The following is a 14,953-nucleotide window of genomic DNA, read 5'->3' on the forward strand; positions in this document are numbered from 1 at the left end:
GCGGCTTCGCGTCGGATATTTGGCGTCATCGTGTCAGTGTGTTTCGCCGTCCGCCAACCGGCGCAGCCGCTCCGCCTCGTCCTCCGAAAGCTCCGCGTCCGGCGTTCGGTTCCGGAGCCGGGCGAACAGCAAGGCGGCCCCCGCCAGGACGATCAGGAACGGGACCAGCCAGAGCGCCAGATTGCCCGCCGAGAAGGCGGGGGTGAGCAGGACGAACTCGCCATAGCGGTCGGTCAGGTACTGCTTGATCTGGCTCTCGCTGCGGCCGGCGGCCACCTGCTCGCGGACCAGCTTGCGCAGGTCCTGGGCGAGCTCGGCGTCGCTGTCGTCGATCGACTCGTTCTGGCAGACCAGGCAGCGCACGTCCTTGAAGATCTCGCGGGCGCGGGCCTCCTGCGCCGGATCCGGCAGCCGCTCGGCCGGGTCGGAGGCGGCGGCCATGCAGAAGACGGCGGCCAGAAGGGCGAGCGCGGCGCGAAGCCTCATGCAGGCTGCTCCTTGCGGCGGCCGATCCCCAGCCGAAGGCGACGGTCCGACAGCGAGACAAGGCCGCCCAGAGCCATGATGGTGGGACCGATGAAGATCAGGGTGGCCCAGGGGTTCCAGTAGGCGCGGACCAGCCAGACCGGCCCGTCCTGTCCGGCCCGGCGCTCGCCCAGCACCACATAGACGTGGCTCATGCCCTGGTAGCAGATGCCGACTTCCGAGGTGGTCTGGCCGCCGGCCGGATAGAAGCGCCGCTCCGGCGATGGCGCGCAGATCGGCCGCCCGTTGCGGGTGACCGCCAGCTGCGCCCGTTCGGCCTCGTAGTTGGGGCCCTGCACCGCCTGGATGTCCTGCAGGACCACGTGGTACGCGCCAGCGTCGAGCGCGCCGCCCAGGGGGAGGGTTTCGGCGGCCTCAACCTTCCAGCTGGTCTCGAAAACGGCGCCCAGCACGAACACGCCGAGGCCGAGGTGCGCCAGCGTCATGCCCCAGGCGCCCCGCGGCAGGCCGGTCAGCCGACGCAGGCTCTCGGCAGCGGGCGCCCGGAACGCGCGGACCCGCTCGAGGATCTCGGCGAGCGCGCCCACGATCAGCCAGGCTCCGAGCGCCACGCCGGCGACACCCCAGGCGTGCTTGGGGCTGACCAGGAACAGGGTGAGCAGTCCGGCGGCCACCGCGATCAGGGCGGCGGCCCATAGCCGCTGGACCGCGCCGCGGGCGTCGCCGCGCTTCCAGGCGAGCAGCGGCCCCGCCGGCAGCAGGATCAGCAAGGCGGTCATCAGCGGGGTGAAGGTCAGGTTGAAGTAGGGCGGCCCCACCGAGATCGCCTCGCCCGTGGCCGCCTCGCGGATCAGCGGGAACAGGGTGCCCAGCAGGACGGTGGCGGTCGCCGCCGCCAGCAGGATGTTGTTGAGCACCAGGGCGCTCTCGCGGCTGATCGGGGCGAACACGCCGCCCTGCGCCAGGCTGGGGGCGCGCCAGGCGAAGAGCCCGAAGCCGGCGCCGGCGCTTAGCCCCAAGATCATCAGCAGCAGCACGCCGCGTGTCGGGTCGACCGCGAAGGCGTGCACCGAGGTCAGCACGCCCGAGCGCACCAGGAAGGCGCCCAGCATGGAGAACGAGAACGAGGCCAGGGCCAGGAACACCGTCCAGCCGGGCAGCGCCCCGCGCTTCTCGGTGACAATGGCCGAGTGCAGCAGGGCCGCGGCCACCAGCCATGGCATGAAGGAGGCGTTCTCCACCGGGTCCCAGAACCACCAGCCGCCCCAGCCGAGCTCGTAGTAGGCCCAAAAGGCGCCGAGGGTGATGCCGACCGTCAGCATGCTCCAGGCGGCCAGCGTCCAGGGCCGCACCCAGCGCGCCCAGGCGGCGTCCACGCGCCCCTCGATCAGGGCGGCGATGCCCAGCGAGAAGACCACCGACATGCCGACGTAGCCCGCGTAGAGGAACGGCGGGTGGAAGGCGAGCGCCGGGTCCTGCAGCAGCGGGTTGAGCGAGCGACCCTCCACCGGGGCCGGGCTCAGGCGAGCCAACGGGTTGGAGGCGAAGACGGTGTAGGCGAGGAACACCACCCCCAGCACGCCCTGCGTCGAGATGGTCAGCGCCCGCAGGCCGGCCGGCAGGCTGCGGCCCACCAGGGCCGCGGCGGCCCCATAGCCGGTGAGCGCCAGGCACCACAGCAGCATCGAGCCCTCGTGGCTGCCCCAGGTTCCCGCCACCCGGTACAGCAGCGGCTTGTCGCTATGCGAGTTGGCGGCCACGTTGGCCACCGAGAAGTCCGAGGTGACGAAGGCGTGCATCAGGGCCGCGAAGGCGACCAGCACGCCCAGGAAGGCGACCAGGGCCGAGGCCTCTCCAGCCGCCGCCAGGACCGGCGAGCGGCGGACCCGTGCGACGGCCGAAAGGGCCGCCTGGGCGACCGAGACGGCGAGCGCCAGGATGAGCGCGAACGCGCCGACCTCTGCGATCATAGGGCGCGGCTCTGCGGCGCCACCGGCGGCTGGTCGTGCATGGGCTTGTCGCCCTCGCCGTACCACTCGCCCTGCTCCTTCAGCGCCTTGGAGACCTCGCGCGGCATGTAGCGCTCGTCATGCTTGGCGAGCACACGCTTCGCCTCGAAGACGCCATCCTCACGGAAGGCGCCCACGGCGACCACACCCTGGCCTTCGCGGAACAGGTCCGGCAGATCGCCCTGGAAGACGACGCGATCGACCGCGGCCTGATCCTGGACGGTGAACTCCACGCGCCCGTCGGCATGCTTCACCACCGAGCCCGCGGCCACCAGGCCGCCGAGCTGGATCGAGCGCCCCGGCGGCGGCTTGGCCGCGTCAGCCTGGGAGGGGGTGTAGAAGAACGAGATGGAGTCCCGCAGGCCCCACAAGGTCAGGCCGGCGGCCAGCGCCAGCACGGGCGCGATGGCGGCGATCAGGGTCAGGCGGCGGCGCGCCTTGGGGGACTTCGGCAGCAGGCTCATCGCATCGGCTCCGCCCGCGCGGCCTGCGCGAGCTGACTCAGGATTTGGGGATTGTCCGCGTAGCGCGCACGGGCCTGCGACAGCGTGGCGTCGCGCTTTGCGGCCTCGCCGAGCACGGCGTAGGCGCGGACCAGGCGCACCCAGCCCTCGGGATCGTCGGGGGCGGTCTTCAGCCGTTCGGCCAAGCCCTGGACCATCCCCTGGATGGCCGCCATCTGATCGCCGGCGACGGAGGGCTGCGCCGGCAGCGCCTCGGCCTCGGCGATCGCCCGCTTCAGCACCTCGGCGCGTGGGTCCCCGGCCGGGACCTCGGCCAGCAGGCCGCGCCATTCGGCGAGCCCGCCCTGCCGGTCGCCCGAGAGGATCTTCTGGCGAGCCAAGTAGAAGCGCGGCTCGATCAGCCTCGGGTCGCGCTTCAGCGCCTCGCCGAAGGCGCGGGCCGCGTCCTCGTCGACCTCGCCGGCCTGGGTGGCGTAGGCCTCCCCCAGCAGCACCCAGAGATCGGCGCGTTCAGGCGCCACGGCGGTGGCGCGGCGCAGGGCGCGCACGGCGGCGGGCGGGTTGTTGGCGGCCGACTCCACCATGGCCAGGAAGCGATAGAGCTCCGGGTCGTTCGGGCGCTCGCGGGCCACCCGGTTCAGCACGGCGGCGATCTCGGCCGGTTGCAGGCTGGTGAGCTCGCTCTTTCGCCAAGTCTCCAAGCGCTGGGCGAAGGGCTGGTCCGGCAGGCCCGGGGAGCCGAGGCCGAGATAGAGGCCGAGCGCCAGGGCGGGCGCGAGAACGGCGGCGACCAGCACGCCGGTGCGGGAGCCCGCGTCGGGGCGCCAGGCCTGACCGGGCTGCTCGGCCGCGGACAGCAGGCGCCGCGCAGCCTCGGCGTGGGCCGTGCGGCGCTCAGGCTCCGCGATCAGGCCGCGCTCAGCCAGGTCGTCGATCTCGGCGAGCTGCCGGCGGTAGAGGATGGGGGTCGGGTCGGGCGCCTCACCCTGCGAGGCGGCCTTCGCGGCGCGGAGGAGGATGAGGCCGGCCGCGGCGGCGGACAGGACGCCGGCGACCGCCCAGAACGCGATCATGGGGCGCCGTTTAGCCGAAAGCGTCGGTCAGCGCGAGAGGGCGATCAGCCCCCTGCGGCCATCGGCGGCTGGTAGGCGTCGACGGCGGCGGCGCGGCGGCGGACGAGGTCGGCGGCCTTGTCGTCGCGGACCAGCCGGCTGAACTCGACGACCACCGCGAGGTGCTGGCGGGCGATCTCCTCGTTTTCGCAGTCGCGGTGCTTCAACAGGTCGAGGGTCTCCTCGACGTAGTGGTCGAGCATGTCGCCGACCTTCTCGAGCATCCGGCTACGCGCCGAGGCGAAGCCTCCGTAGTTGGCGCTCGAGCGGATCTCCCGCACGAAGTGGAAGAGGGTGAGGGCGCGACTCACATACCGGGGGTCCGGCGGCAGCGTGTGGCGCGGGATCATCCGGCGGATGCGCCGCAGCCTCGCCGGCTGCATCGGAAGCGCGAGGGCGGCGTACTTCTCGGCCTCCCGGATTCGCCCTTCGACCACCGCGGCGAGCGCGTTCTTCTGTTTGAAAAGACGCTGTCCCCAGCCTGCGTCGCGCTGAATGGTGATGCAGCTCTCGATCTCGGCGACCTGAAGGGTGACGCGCTCCACCTGCGCGGCGGCCTCGCGCGCAGCGGCCTCGCCGCCATCCACGTTGATGTGCTGGATGCCCCGCAGGGCGACGTCGATGTCGTCCATCACCCGCTCGGCGAACCCGCCGAGCTCGCTCTGCGACAGATAGCGTTCGTTGGGCTTGTCCATCACCGCCGAGATGATCCGCAGCACCATCCACGGGTGCGGCAGGTGGGCCGCGAGCATCTCGAAGAAGGTCGGGCCGGCGTCGTCGGCCACCGCACAGGCGTCGCGATAGGCCAGGCGTGCGCCGGCGGTGGTGTCGTCGCCGAAGTGAGCTGTCCACTCGGCCAGGCGGTAGGCGGCCCGGCGCACCACCGGGGCCAGGTCCAGGCACATCTGAAAGGCGGCCCCGGCGCCCGGGCGCGACTGTTCGCACAACGTGCGGACCAGGAAGAACTCGCGCGGCTCGCCCCCCCGCACTGCGTCGGCGGCGCGCCGGAGAAGCTCATCGAACGGCGCGGTGGAGCTCTCGCCGGGGCGATAGTCATAGAGAGCGGCGGACGCGGCGCGCACCCCGTCGGGGTCCACCGCCTTCAGCCCCTTCCAGAGGTAGCCCAGGGTGATGGCCGGAAAGTTCAGGCCCTGGCGGTCGCCGCCGTTGCCCACGCACAGCGGCACGATGGGCATGAGGACCATGTTGCGCAGCCGCCGCTCGGCGGCCTCCGCCTCCACCAGCCGCCGCACTCCACTCAGGGGAGAGTCGCCCATGTGATCGGCCAGCGCCGCCTGCAGCCCGCCCACCACCTTGTCGGGGGCGGCGGCCACGAGGCTCCTCACGAGGGCGATCTTGCGCTCGGACAGCGCGACCATACGCGGCTCCACAGAGCGGACATGCGCCCGCACACGCGGACCATGCCGCTGAGCCGGTTAAGGTTTTCCGAAGTTAGGGACGTTGACCGACGGCCGGCGGTCAGGCCTCGGCCTGCGGGAGGTCGATCTCGACCCGCAGCCCGCCCATGGGCGAATCCCCCAGCTTCAAGGTCCCGCCGTAGGCGCGGCCGAGCTCATCGATGATCGACAGCCCCAGCCCCGAGCCTGGGGCGTTCTCGTCCAGCCGGGCGCCGCGGCGCACCACCTCGGCGCGGCGCTCAGGCGGCAGGCCCGGGCCATCGTCTTCCACGGTCAGGCGGAAACGCTCGGCCCCGGTGGCGGCCGCCCGCACCCGCACGCGGCTGCGTCCCCACTTGCAGGCGTTCTCCATGGCGTTGCCGGCGATCTCCAGTAGGTCCTGCCGTTCGCCGAGGAACATGAGTTCGTCCGGAGCGTCCCAGTCGATGGCGACGCCCTTCTCGCGGAAGATCCGCTCCAGGGTTCGGGAGAGCTCGTCCAGCACCTCGGCCACGGGCGTGCGCTCCCCCTGGCCCTGCGTTCGGGCGGCGGCGCGAGCGCGCCGCAGGTGGTGGTCCACCTGCTGACGCATGGTCTCGGCCTGGCGGCTGACCACCTCCGCCAGCGGCCCCGGACGCTGGCCGGCCTCGGTCAGCATGACGGAGATCGGCGTCTTCAGGGCGTGCGCCAGATTGCCGACGTGGGTGCGCTGCCGCTCGACGACCTCCTGGTTATGGGCCAGGAGCGCGTTCAGCTCATCGGCCAGAGGAACGAGTTCGGAGGGATAGGCGCCCTGCAGCCGCTCGGCCTTGCCGCGGCGGACCGCCGCCACCTCGTGCTGCAGCTCGAAGACGGGGCGCAGGCCGACGCGCACCTGGATGATGATGGCGGCCACCAGGCCGGCGCCCAACAGGGCGAAGGCGCCGGCCGTCCAGGCGGCGAAGTTGAGCACGCTGCGATCGATGGAGGTGCGGTCCTCGGCCGCCAGAAAGATCACCGGCACACCCTGCAGGACGGCGTACCGCGCGCGGGCCCGGATCGGCTCCTCGAGCGGCCCACGCGTGTCGTAAGCGATGGGCTCGGCGGGGTTCGCCTTCAGCCTCGACACGAGGTCCGCTGGCGTGGGCAGCTCGGAATCGAACAGTGAGTAGGAGCGCACCAGCGGCCGCACCCGCCCCTCTGGCGTCGGCGCGGCGATGGTCCAGTAACGGCCGGAGTAGGCCCGCAATGCACGCTCGTCGGTGAGCGCCGGCGCGAAGACCTCGCCCGCCTCGACGGTGGAGTTGGACAGCAGGTTGTCGATGAGTTCGCTGAGGGTCTGGTCCACGCGACGCTCCGCGGCTTGGCGGAACAGCAGGGCGAGGACCACGGCGGAGATGACCAGCGCGGCCAGGCTCCAACCGAAGGCCAGCAGCACCAGCCGCCGCGCCAGCGACGGGCGGCCGAGCGCACCGGGCATCTTCACCGGGCGAGGGTCACGTGGTGGCGGCCTGGCCCACCTCTTCCGGCGGGCACGTCAGCCGGTAGCCGAGGCCGCGGACGGTTTCGATGCGGTCGGCGCCGATCTTCTTGCGAACCCGCCCGATGAACACTTCGATGGTGTTCGAGTCGCGGTCGAAATCCTGGTCGTAGAGGTGCTCGACCAGCTCCGTTCGGCTGATAACCCGGCCCTGGTGCATCATCAGATAGTGCAGCAGGCGATACTCGAGCGAGGTCAGGCGCAGGGGCTCGCCATTGACGCTGGCGCGCGCCGCGCGCGGATCGAGACGCAGGCCGCCGCAGGACAGGTTCGGCGTCGCGTGGCCCGCCGAGCGCCGCAGCAGAGCCCGCAGCCGGGCCAGCAGCTCCTCGGTATGGAAGGGCTTGGTCAGGTAGTCGTCGGCGCCTGCGTCGAACCCGGCGACCTTCTCGCTCCAGGCGCCCCGGGCGGTGAGGATCAGCACCGGCGTGGCCATGTTCTCGCGCCGCCAGCGCTCCAGCACCGACACCCCGTCGACCTTGGGCAGGCCAAGATCGAGGATGATGGCGTCGTAGGGCTCGGTCTCGCCCAGGAACTGGGCTTCCTCGCCATCCGGAGCGTGGTCCACCGCATAGCCGGCGTCCGCCAGCGCCAGCTTCAGCTGGCGCGACAGATCCGGGTCGTCTTCAACTAGCAGGATGCGCACGCTTCGCGTCCCTTCCTTCAGTCCCTGAGGGCTACTGCCGCCCGATGATCCGGCCGCTCTGAGCGTCCACAACGATGACGACGACGCGGCCGTCGGGCGTCTGCCACTGGACGAAATAGGCCGGGCGGCCGTCGGCGTCGCCCATGGTGGTGTTCAGGTGCCGCCCCGGAATCTGCTGGCTGATCATGTCCAGAACGCGCGACAGCGGCACCGGGCGCCCGGCCTGCACTTGCTGCAGGCGCACGGGCTGGGCTTGCGACGCCAGCGGCGCGGCGGCGGCTCCCAGCAGGGCGGCGATGACGAGAAAGCGTTTCATGGCCCTAGATCTATCCGGCCGCGACTGAACCGGGCCTGAATAGGGGGTTTATGTCCCGCCTGCGGCGCCCTGTCACGTCCGGCGCTTGGGCGCGTAGGGCCGCTTCTGCCGCCAGCTCTCGGCGATCTGCTCGAGCTCCGGGTCGACGGTGTCCGGCAGGGTGACCACAAGCCGGGCGAACAGGTCGCCGCGGCGGCCCTGAGCGTCGACAAGCCCGCGGCCCTTCAGCCGCAGGCGCGACCCGGTGTTTGCGCCCTTGGGCACCGTCAGCGACACCGGACCGTCGGGGGTCGGGGTCTCCACCTTCCCGCCGAGAACGGCGTCGTAGACCGTGACCGGCACGTCCACGACCAGCACCTCGCCCTCACGGCGGAACACCGGGTGCGGCAGGATCTTCAGCTCGATGAAGGCGTCGCCATGGCCGGAGCGGCCCGGCGCCCCCTGCCCCTTCAGCCTGAGCGTCTGGCCGTCCTGGGCGCCCCTGGGGATGGTCACGTCGACGGTGCGCCCATCGGAAAAGGCGATCCGCCGCTTGCCGCCCCGGATGGCGTCCAGCAGGTCGACCTCCAGCTTGGCGCGCACATCGGCGCCGCGCTGGGAGAACCCCCCGAAGCCGCCGCCGGCGCCGCCCCGGCCGGCGCGGCCGCCGCCGAACATCTCGCCCAGGATGTCGCCCAGGTCGACGCCCTCGAAGCTCTCGCTCTGGTAGGGACCGCTGCGCCGCTGGAAGCCGCCCTCCGCCCAAGGGTTGCCGCCGCCGGGGCTCCCGCCCCACGGATTGTGGCCGCCGAAGCCGCGCGCCGTCTCGCGCCCGTCGGCGTCGATCTCGCCGGCGTCGAACTTCTTCTTTTTGTCCGGGTCGCCCAGGATGTCGAACGCGGCGCTGACGCGCTTGAAGCGCTCCTCGGCCGTCTTGTTCCCCGGGTTAGTATCGGGATGGTTTTCCTTGGCGAGTTTGCGGAACGCCTTGCGGATCTCGTCCGCGCTCGCCGAGCGGGAGACGCCCAGTTCCTGATAGGGGTCGCGCGCCAAATCCTCAGCCTCTGCCCACATGTCCCAAGACCTCCGGCTTGTAGATTGGTCCGCCGCCGGATGCACGCAAGGGACGATGTGATAAAATTATCACAGACCTGTGGGTCGTCAGCCGGGCCATGTGCCAGGCACCGCGGGGAAGCTGAGGGCGTTTTCGCCGGCTTGCGGCTTGTAGGGCTCCCGCCCCTGCACGCTGTCCGCCGAGCGCGCGCCGCGGGTGAAGACTTCGTCGGCGAAGCGGGCGATGGCGGTGTTGTACTCGTGCGCCAGCTCGAGCGGGCCGAGGTGGCCGGCGTCCCTGACGTGCACGGGCCGGGCCTGCGGCATGCGGCGCACGATCGTCTCGCCGGCCTGGGCGACCGTCACCAGGTCGGCGCCGCCGAGGAACACCAGCGCTGGGATGCGCATCTCCGGCAGGTCGGCGGTCACGTCCCAGTCCATCATCGCCAGGTTGCCCCGCGCCTGGACAGCCGGGGCGTTGCGAGTGACCGCCCGCGCCACCTGCTCCAGCTGGGCCTTGGTCGGCGTGGTTCCGAAGCCGCCGAAGCGCATCGCCAGGTGCGTCGCGCCGGAGAGATAACTCTGCCAGTTCATGAGCCAGGCGAGCGGCTGGAGCGGGATATCGAGCTTCGTCAACGGCTTGATGATCGGCTCCAGCGACTGCAGCCCTTCACCGAGCGCGGTGGTCAGCAGGGGATCCGTGTGAGTGGTGTTTTCGAGAACCACGCCCACAACCTGCCGACCCAGGGTCTCCGGGTAGCGGCGGCAAAAGGTCTGCACGGTCATGCCGCCGATGGAATGGCCGACGAGGACCACCTTGCGGGGACATGCCTCAGAGACCAGCGTCATCAGGTCGTCGGCGAACCGGTCGAGGCTGTAGCGGCGGTCACGATAGGGCTTGGACTTGCCGAGGCCGGCCAGGTCGTAGGTCACCACCTGATAGCGGTCGGAGAGCATCTGCCGCGCCTCCCACCAGACCCCGGCCTCCAGGCCCCAGCCATGCACGAAGATCAGCACCGGGGCGTCGACGGGGCCAGTGCGCTCCACGTGCAGCCGCGCCCCGTCCTGGGTCTCCACCATTTCGCCGGGCAGGCGGCGCAGTCGGTCTCCGTCGTCGCCGGGCTCGCCGAGCAGCAGGCTGACGGGGATGCGGCCGAGCAGCGCCCACGCGATCAGCAGCCCCCCCGCCCAGAGCCGCCAGTCCTGGCTGTCCATCAGTTGATCGGGATAGTCCGCGAGGATGTCGCGCAGCCGGAACCACGACCAGATGAACCCAGCTCCGATCGCGAGGATCGCAAGCGAAAGCAGCGCGGCGACGCGCTGGTAGAGCGAAAGCAGCATCATCCCGGGTCTCCGACCACCAAGGGGCTGGAACCTTCGGAAACGGCTTAGGTTCCGGCCGGCCTAGTCGCGGCCGCGTTCCTCCAGGAGGTCCGGGGCGGCGAAGTCTAGGGCGTCCTCGGGGTCCGCCAGGGCCGCCTCGCTGACAGTCTGGCCGCGGACGGACACGCCGGCGCGGTGCACGCTTTCGGGGTCCCCGGTAATCAGCGGATGCCAGTCGGCAAGGTCGCGCCCCTCATGAATGCGGCGGTAGGCGCAGCTCTTGGGCATCCACTCCAGGGCCTCGATGTTGTGCGGCGTAAGCTTGATGCAGTCCGGCACATGGCGGCGGCGGTTGGGGTAGTCGGAGCAGGCGCAACGGTTCGCGTCGAACAGCTTGCAGTGGACCCGCGTTGGGATGATCTCGCCGGTGTCCTCGTCCTCGAAGCGCACCAGGCAGCACAGGCCGCAGCCGTCGCAGAGGCTCTCCCACTCCGCCACGGTCATCTGCTCGAGGCTCTTGCGGCGCCAGAAGGGTTCACGCGACATCGGGCGCATCTAGTCGCTTCCGGCCCGCGCCCCAAGCCCCCGCGTCCGATCGCGCGGCTTCCCGTCGGGGCGGCGAGCCTCTATTTGAGCGCCCCCATGAGAGCGCCCATCCTGGCCCTGAAGGACGTCCGGCTCGCCGACGGCCCCGTGATGCTGTTCGACGGCGTCGACATCGGCCTGGAGCCGCGCGTCCGCGCCTGCCTCGTGGGACGCAATGGCGCGGGCAAGTCGACCCTGCTGAGGGTCATCGCCGGCGAGATCGACGCCGACAGCGGCGAGCGGACCATCACGCCCGGCACGCGCATCGCCTTCGTGCCGCAGGAGCCGCAGATCGAAGGCGCCACGCTGCTGGACCACGCTACGGGCGGCGGCGCCGAGCCGCACCGCGCCGAGGCCGCCCTGCAGACCTTCGGCCTCGATCCTGCCAAGCCATCGACGGGCCTGTCGGGCGGCGAGATCCGGCGCGCCGCCCTGGCGCGGGCCTTCGCCGAGGACGCCGACGTCCTGTTGCTGGACGAGCCCACCAACCACCTGGACATCCTGGCGATCGAGACGCTGGAGGCGGAGCTGGCCGCCAGCCGGGCCGCCGTGCTGATCATCAGCCACGACCGCGCCTTCCTGGAGCGGACGACCAAGCGCTGCTTCTGGCTGGAGCACCGGCAGGTGCGGCGGCTGGACGAGGGCTTTGCGGGGTTCGACGGCTGGGCGGAGAAGATCGAGGCGCAGGAGGCCGAGGAGGCCCGCCGGCTCGAGGTGACGATCAAGAAGGAGATGCATTGGCTGGCGCGCGGGGTGACCGCCCGCCGCACACGCAACGAAGGGCGGCTGCGACGCCTCAACGACATGCGGGCGGCCAAGAGCCAGTGGCTCAAGGATCAACGTGGCGAGCTGAACATGGGGCTCGCCACGGCCGGCGTGTCGGGCCAGCGGGTGGCCGAGGCCAAGGGCATCTCCAAGGCGTTCGGCGAGCGGGTGGTGCTGAAGCCGTTCTCCACGCGGATCATCCGCGGCGACCGGGCGGCCATCGTCGGTCCCAACGGTGCGGGCAAGACGACGCTGGTCAAGCTGCTGCTGGGCGAGCTGGCTCCCGACAGCGGCGAGGTGAAGCTCGGGACCAACCTGGAGGTCGCCTACATCGACCAGTCGCGGGCGGCGCTGAAGCCCGAGATGACGCTGAAGGACGTGCTGACGCCGAACGGGGGCGACCAGGTGATGGTCCGCGGCCGGCCCATGCACTACGCGGGCTACGCCAAGGACTTCCTGTTCCGTGAGGGGCAGCTTCGCCAGCCCGTGCGCAGCCTGTCCGGCGGCGAGCGGAACCGACTATTGCTGGCGCGGGCGCTGGCCCAGCCGTCGAACGTGCTGGTCCTGGACGAACCGACCAACGACCTGGACATGGACACCCTCGACCTGCTGGAGGACCTGCTGGCCGACTACGAGGGGACCCTGGTGCTGGTCAGCCACGACCGCGACTTCATCGACCGGCTGGCGACCTCGACCATCGGCCTCGACGGCACGGGCCGGGCGGTGGAGACGCCGGGCGGCTGGCAGGACTTCATCGCCCAGAACCCCGGCTTCTTCGCACGCCAGGACGAGCCTGCGCCGGCCAGGGCTGCAAGCAAGCCGAAGCCGGCGGCGAGCGCCTCGGCGCCCGCCAAGCTGTCGTTCAAGGAGCAGCGCCGGCTGGCCGAGCTGGACGCGCTGATCCACGACCTGCCGAAGAAGATCGGGGTGCTGGAGAAGGGCCTCTCGGACCCCGACCTCTACGCCAAGGACCCCTCGGCCTACGATCGCTACTCGCGGGCCTTGGACGCGGCGCGCGCCCAGCTGGCGGCGGCCGAGGAGGAGTGGCTGACGCTGGAGGAGCGGCGCGAGGCGCTGGAGGCCGGCCGCTAGCGGTTTCCTGTGGATATCTTGAAGCTGCTGAAGACGCTCACGGATCGGCCGCCGACCCGCAGGTTGTTAACAGTTTCTTCACAGCAGAGTGACGCCGGGCCCGCAAGGCGGCGCTCGGGAGCGCTTGCCTCATAGCCGGTTCGGGCGCACCGTCAAGTTGTCGAGAGGAGCTGCGGCGCGGAGCGGAACGGGCGACCGGGAAGCTCAAACGAGCAGGAAGCTTCTTCCAGACGCACGGAACCGGGGCGACCCGGGACCCGCAGATGGAACCGGCGACGAAGCGATCGAAACCAGCGGGGCGACCCGCGAACGGACATCGCGACGACCTTACGGCGCAGATCCCCCAACGGATCTGGAAAAGGAGGGCGACGCCCCGGGAAACCGGAGCGCCGCCCTCTTGCTATTGGGGCTTGGCCTTGGGCCGCCATCCGCTAGGTTTCCCTCGCCTGATCGGGGGATCGCCATGAAGTCTCTGCGCCTGCTCGCCGTCGCCTTCGCCGCGCTGCTCGCCGCCTGCTCGCCAGGCCAGAAGGAGGACGCGGCCGCGACGGGGGGGAGCCAGCCGCAGCGGACGGTGATCCGCTTCGCCACGGATTGGCGCGCCCAGGCCGAGCACGGCGGCTTCTACCAGGCGCTGGCGTCCGGCGAGTACGCCAGGCGCGGTCTCGACGTGCAGATCGTGCAGGGCGGGCCAGGGGTGAACGTGCCTCAGCTGCTGGCCTCCGGCGCGGTCGAGATGGGCATGGGCTCCAACAGCTTCATCGTAATGAACCTCGCCCAGGAGGGCGTGCCGGTGAAGGCCGTGGCGGCCTACATGCAGAAGGACCCGCAGGTGCTGATCGCCCACCCCGATCCGGCGGTGAACTCCATCGCCGACCTGAAGGGGCGGCCGATCCTGCTCTCCGACGCTTCGGTGACCGCCTTCTGGGTCTGGCTGAAGGCGAAGTACGGGTTCACCGACGACCAGGTGCGCAAGTACACCTTCAACTCGGCGCCCTTCCTGGCCGACAAGCGCGTGGTCCAGCAGGGCTACGTCACCTCCGAACCCTACACCATCGAGAAGGCCGCCGGGCTGAAGCCGAAGGTCTTCCTGCTCGCCGACGAGGGTTACCCCGGCTACGCCACCATGGTGCTGGCGCCCGACAGCCTGATCGCCAAGAACCCGGACGCCGTGCGCGCCTTCGTAGAGGCCTCGGCCAAGGGCTGGAACGACTATCTCAACGGCGACGCCTCGGCCGCCGATGCCCTGATCCGCAAGGACAACCCCGAGATGACCCAGGACGTGCTGGACCAGGCGCGGGCCAAGCTGAAGAGCTATCGCATCGTGGCGGGCGACGAGAACCTGCCCACGGGGGCGATGACCGACGCGCGCTGGCAGGCCTTCTTCGATGTGGCGAGCAGCCAGGGCGTCTATCCGAAGAGCCTCGACCCGAAGCGGGCCTACACCCTCCAGTTCCTGCCCAAGTGAGCGTCGCCGCGCTCAGGAAGGTGGAGGTCGAGTACGCCGGGCGCGGACGTGCTTTGGGGCCGTTCGACCTGACCGTCGGCCAGGGTGAGATCGTGGCGCTGGTCGGCCCGTCGGGCTGCGGCAAGTCAACGGCGCTGCGGCTGCTCGCCGGCCTCGAGGGCCCCACACGGGGCGAGGTGTTGCGGGCGCCGGGGCGTGGGGAGACCGCGGTGGTGTTCCAGGCTCCCACCCTGGCGCCCTGGCTGAGCGCCCGGGCCAACACCGCCCTGCCCCTGGAGCTCGCGGGTGTCCGCAAGGCGGAGGCCGCCGCCCGAGCCGAGGCCGCGCTGGCGCGGGTCGGCCTGGCCGGCGCTGCCGACGCGCGGCCGGCGCAGCTGTCGGGCGGCATGGCCATGCGGGTGTCGCTGGCCCGCGCTCTGGTCACCGAGCCAAGGCTGCTGCTGCTGGACGAGCCGTTCGCGGCCCTCGACGAGATCACCCGCCGGGCGCTCGCCGACGACGTGCTGGCGCTGTGGGCCCAGTCCAAGCCGGCCATCGTCTTCGTCACCCATAACGTGGAGGAGGCCGCCTACATGGCCAGCCGCGTGGTGGTGATGACGCGCGGCCCCGGCCGCGCGGCGGGCGAGGCCGCCGTGGCCGGCCCCCTGCCCCGGCCGCCCGGCTTCCGAACGACCGCGGCATTCCGCGAGACGGCCGAGGCCGTCTCCAGCCTGCTCGCCGAGGGGATGGCGGCGTGAGG

General features: G+C 71.3%; 14 protein-coding genes. 3 read left to right on the forward strand and 11 right to left on the reverse strand.

Annotated elements, in window-relative coordinates; translation table 11 throughout:
- Positions 1 to 33: 33 nt before the first annotated feature.
- From VIL67_RS12755 to VIL67_RS12805, 11 genes are all read right to left on the reverse strand, one after another.
- The gene (locus VIL67_RS12755; protein WP_332049280.1) at positions 34 to 486 is read right to left on the reverse strand and encodes a cytochrome c-type biogenesis protein; all 453 of its coding nucleotides are present in this window, start codon (positions 484 to 486) and stop codon (positions 34 to 36) included.
- Complete coding sequence (locus VIL67_RS12760; RefSeq protein ID WP_332049281.1) at positions 483 to 2,456, reverse strand: heme lyase CcmF/NrfE family subunit; 1,974 nt, start codon at positions 2,454 to 2,456, stop codon at positions 483 to 485. The genes VIL67_RS12755 and VIL67_RS12760 overlap by 4 nt, the downstream gene beginning before the upstream one ends.
- On the reverse strand, positions 2,453 to 2,959 hold the full coding sequence (gene ccmE, locus VIL67_RS12765; RefSeq protein ID WP_332049282.1) for a cytochrome c maturation protein CcmE: 507 nt from the start codon (positions 2,957 to 2,959) through the stop codon (positions 2,453 to 2,455). The genes VIL67_RS12760 and ccmE overlap by 4 nt, the downstream gene beginning before the upstream one ends.
- The gene (gene ccmI / locus VIL67_RS12770; protein ID WP_332049283.1) at positions 2,956 to 4,032 is read right to left on the reverse strand and encodes a c-type cytochrome biogenesis protein CcmI; all 1,077 of its coding nucleotides are present in this window, start codon (positions 4,030 to 4,032) and stop codon (positions 2,956 to 2,958) included. Before ccmI ends, ccmE begins: the two co-directional genes overlap by 4 nt.
- A 44-nt stretch (positions 4,033 to 4,076) precedes the next feature.
- Positions 4,077 to 5,450 (reverse strand): hypothetical protein, encoded by a 1,374-nt coding sequence (locus VIL67_RS12775; protein ID WP_332049284.1) that lies wholly within the window; start codon positions 5,448 to 5,450, stop codon positions 4,077 to 4,079.
- Positions 5,451 to 5,550: 100 nt separating this feature from the next.
- On the reverse strand, positions 5,551 to 6,927 hold the full coding sequence (locus tag VIL67_RS12780) for an ATP-binding protein (protein ID WP_332049469.1): 1,377 nt from the start codon (positions 6,925 to 6,927) through the stop codon (positions 5,551 to 5,553).
- Positions 6,928 to 6,943: 16 nt separating this feature from the next.
- On the reverse strand, positions 6,944 to 7,633 hold the full coding sequence (locus VIL67_RS12785) for a response regulator transcription factor (RefSeq protein WP_332049285.1): 690 nt from the start codon (positions 7,631 to 7,633) through the stop codon (positions 6,944 to 6,946).
- A 31-nt stretch (positions 7,634 to 7,664) separates the two neighbouring features.
- Positions 7,665 to 7,949 (reverse strand): PepSY domain-containing protein, encoded by a 285-nt coding sequence (locus tag VIL67_RS12790; RefSeq protein WP_332049286.1) that lies wholly within the window; start codon positions 7,947 to 7,949, stop codon positions 7,665 to 7,667.
- Between the two features lie 72 nt (positions 7,950 to 8,021).
- Positions 8,022 to 8,981: a DnaJ C-terminal domain-containing protein gene (locus VIL67_RS12795; RefSeq protein WP_332049470.1), complete on the reverse strand. Its 960-nt coding sequence runs from the start codon at positions 8,979 to 8,981 to the stop codon at positions 8,022 to 8,024.
- Positions 8,982 to 9,089: 108 nt separating this feature from the next.
- Positions 9,090 to 10,325 carry an alpha/beta fold hydrolase gene (locus VIL67_RS12800; protein ID WP_332049287.1) on the reverse strand — a complete coding sequence of 412 codons (1,236 nt, stop codon included), beginning with the start codon at positions 10,323 to 10,325 and terminating at the stop codon, positions 9,090 to 9,092.
- 60 nt (positions 10,326 to 10,385) lie between these two features.
- Complete coding sequence (locus tag VIL67_RS12805; RefSeq protein ID WP_332049288.1) at positions 10,386 to 10,850, reverse strand: YcgN family cysteine cluster protein; 465 nt, start codon at positions 10,848 to 10,850, stop codon at positions 10,386 to 10,388.
- An 84-nt stretch (positions 10,851 to 10,934) separates the two neighbouring features.
- On the opposite strand from VIL67_RS12805, the gene VIL67_RS12810 reads away from it, so the two are divergent.
- From VIL67_RS12810 to VIL67_RS12820, 3 genes are all read left to right on the forward strand, one after another.
- Positions 10,935 to 12,746 (forward strand): ABC-F family ATP-binding cassette domain-containing protein, encoded by a 1,812-nt coding sequence (locus VIL67_RS12810; protein WP_332049289.1) that lies wholly within the window; start codon positions 10,935 to 10,937, stop codon positions 12,744 to 12,746.
- Between the two features lie 463 nt (positions 12,747 to 13,209).
- The gene (locus tag VIL67_RS12815) at positions 13,210 to 14,214 is read left to right on the forward strand and encodes an ABC transporter substrate-binding protein (protein ID WP_332049290.1); all 1,005 of its coding nucleotides are present in this window, start codon (positions 13,210 to 13,212) and stop codon (positions 14,212 to 14,214) included.
- A complete protein-coding gene (locus VIL67_RS12820) occupies positions 14,211 to 14,951 on the forward strand; it encodes an ABC transporter ATP-binding protein (RefSeq protein WP_332049291.1) in 741 nt (246 codons plus the stop codon). Before VIL67_RS12815 ends, VIL67_RS12820 begins: the two co-directional genes overlap by 4 nt.
- The last annotated feature ends 2 nt before the right edge of the window (positions 14,952 to 14,953 follow it).

The organism is Phenylobacterium sp. (assembly GCF_036563385.1).
In the GTDB taxonomy this organism is placed as follows: Bacteria; Pseudomonadota; Alphaproteobacteria; order Caulobacterales; family Caulobacteraceae; genus Phenylobacterium.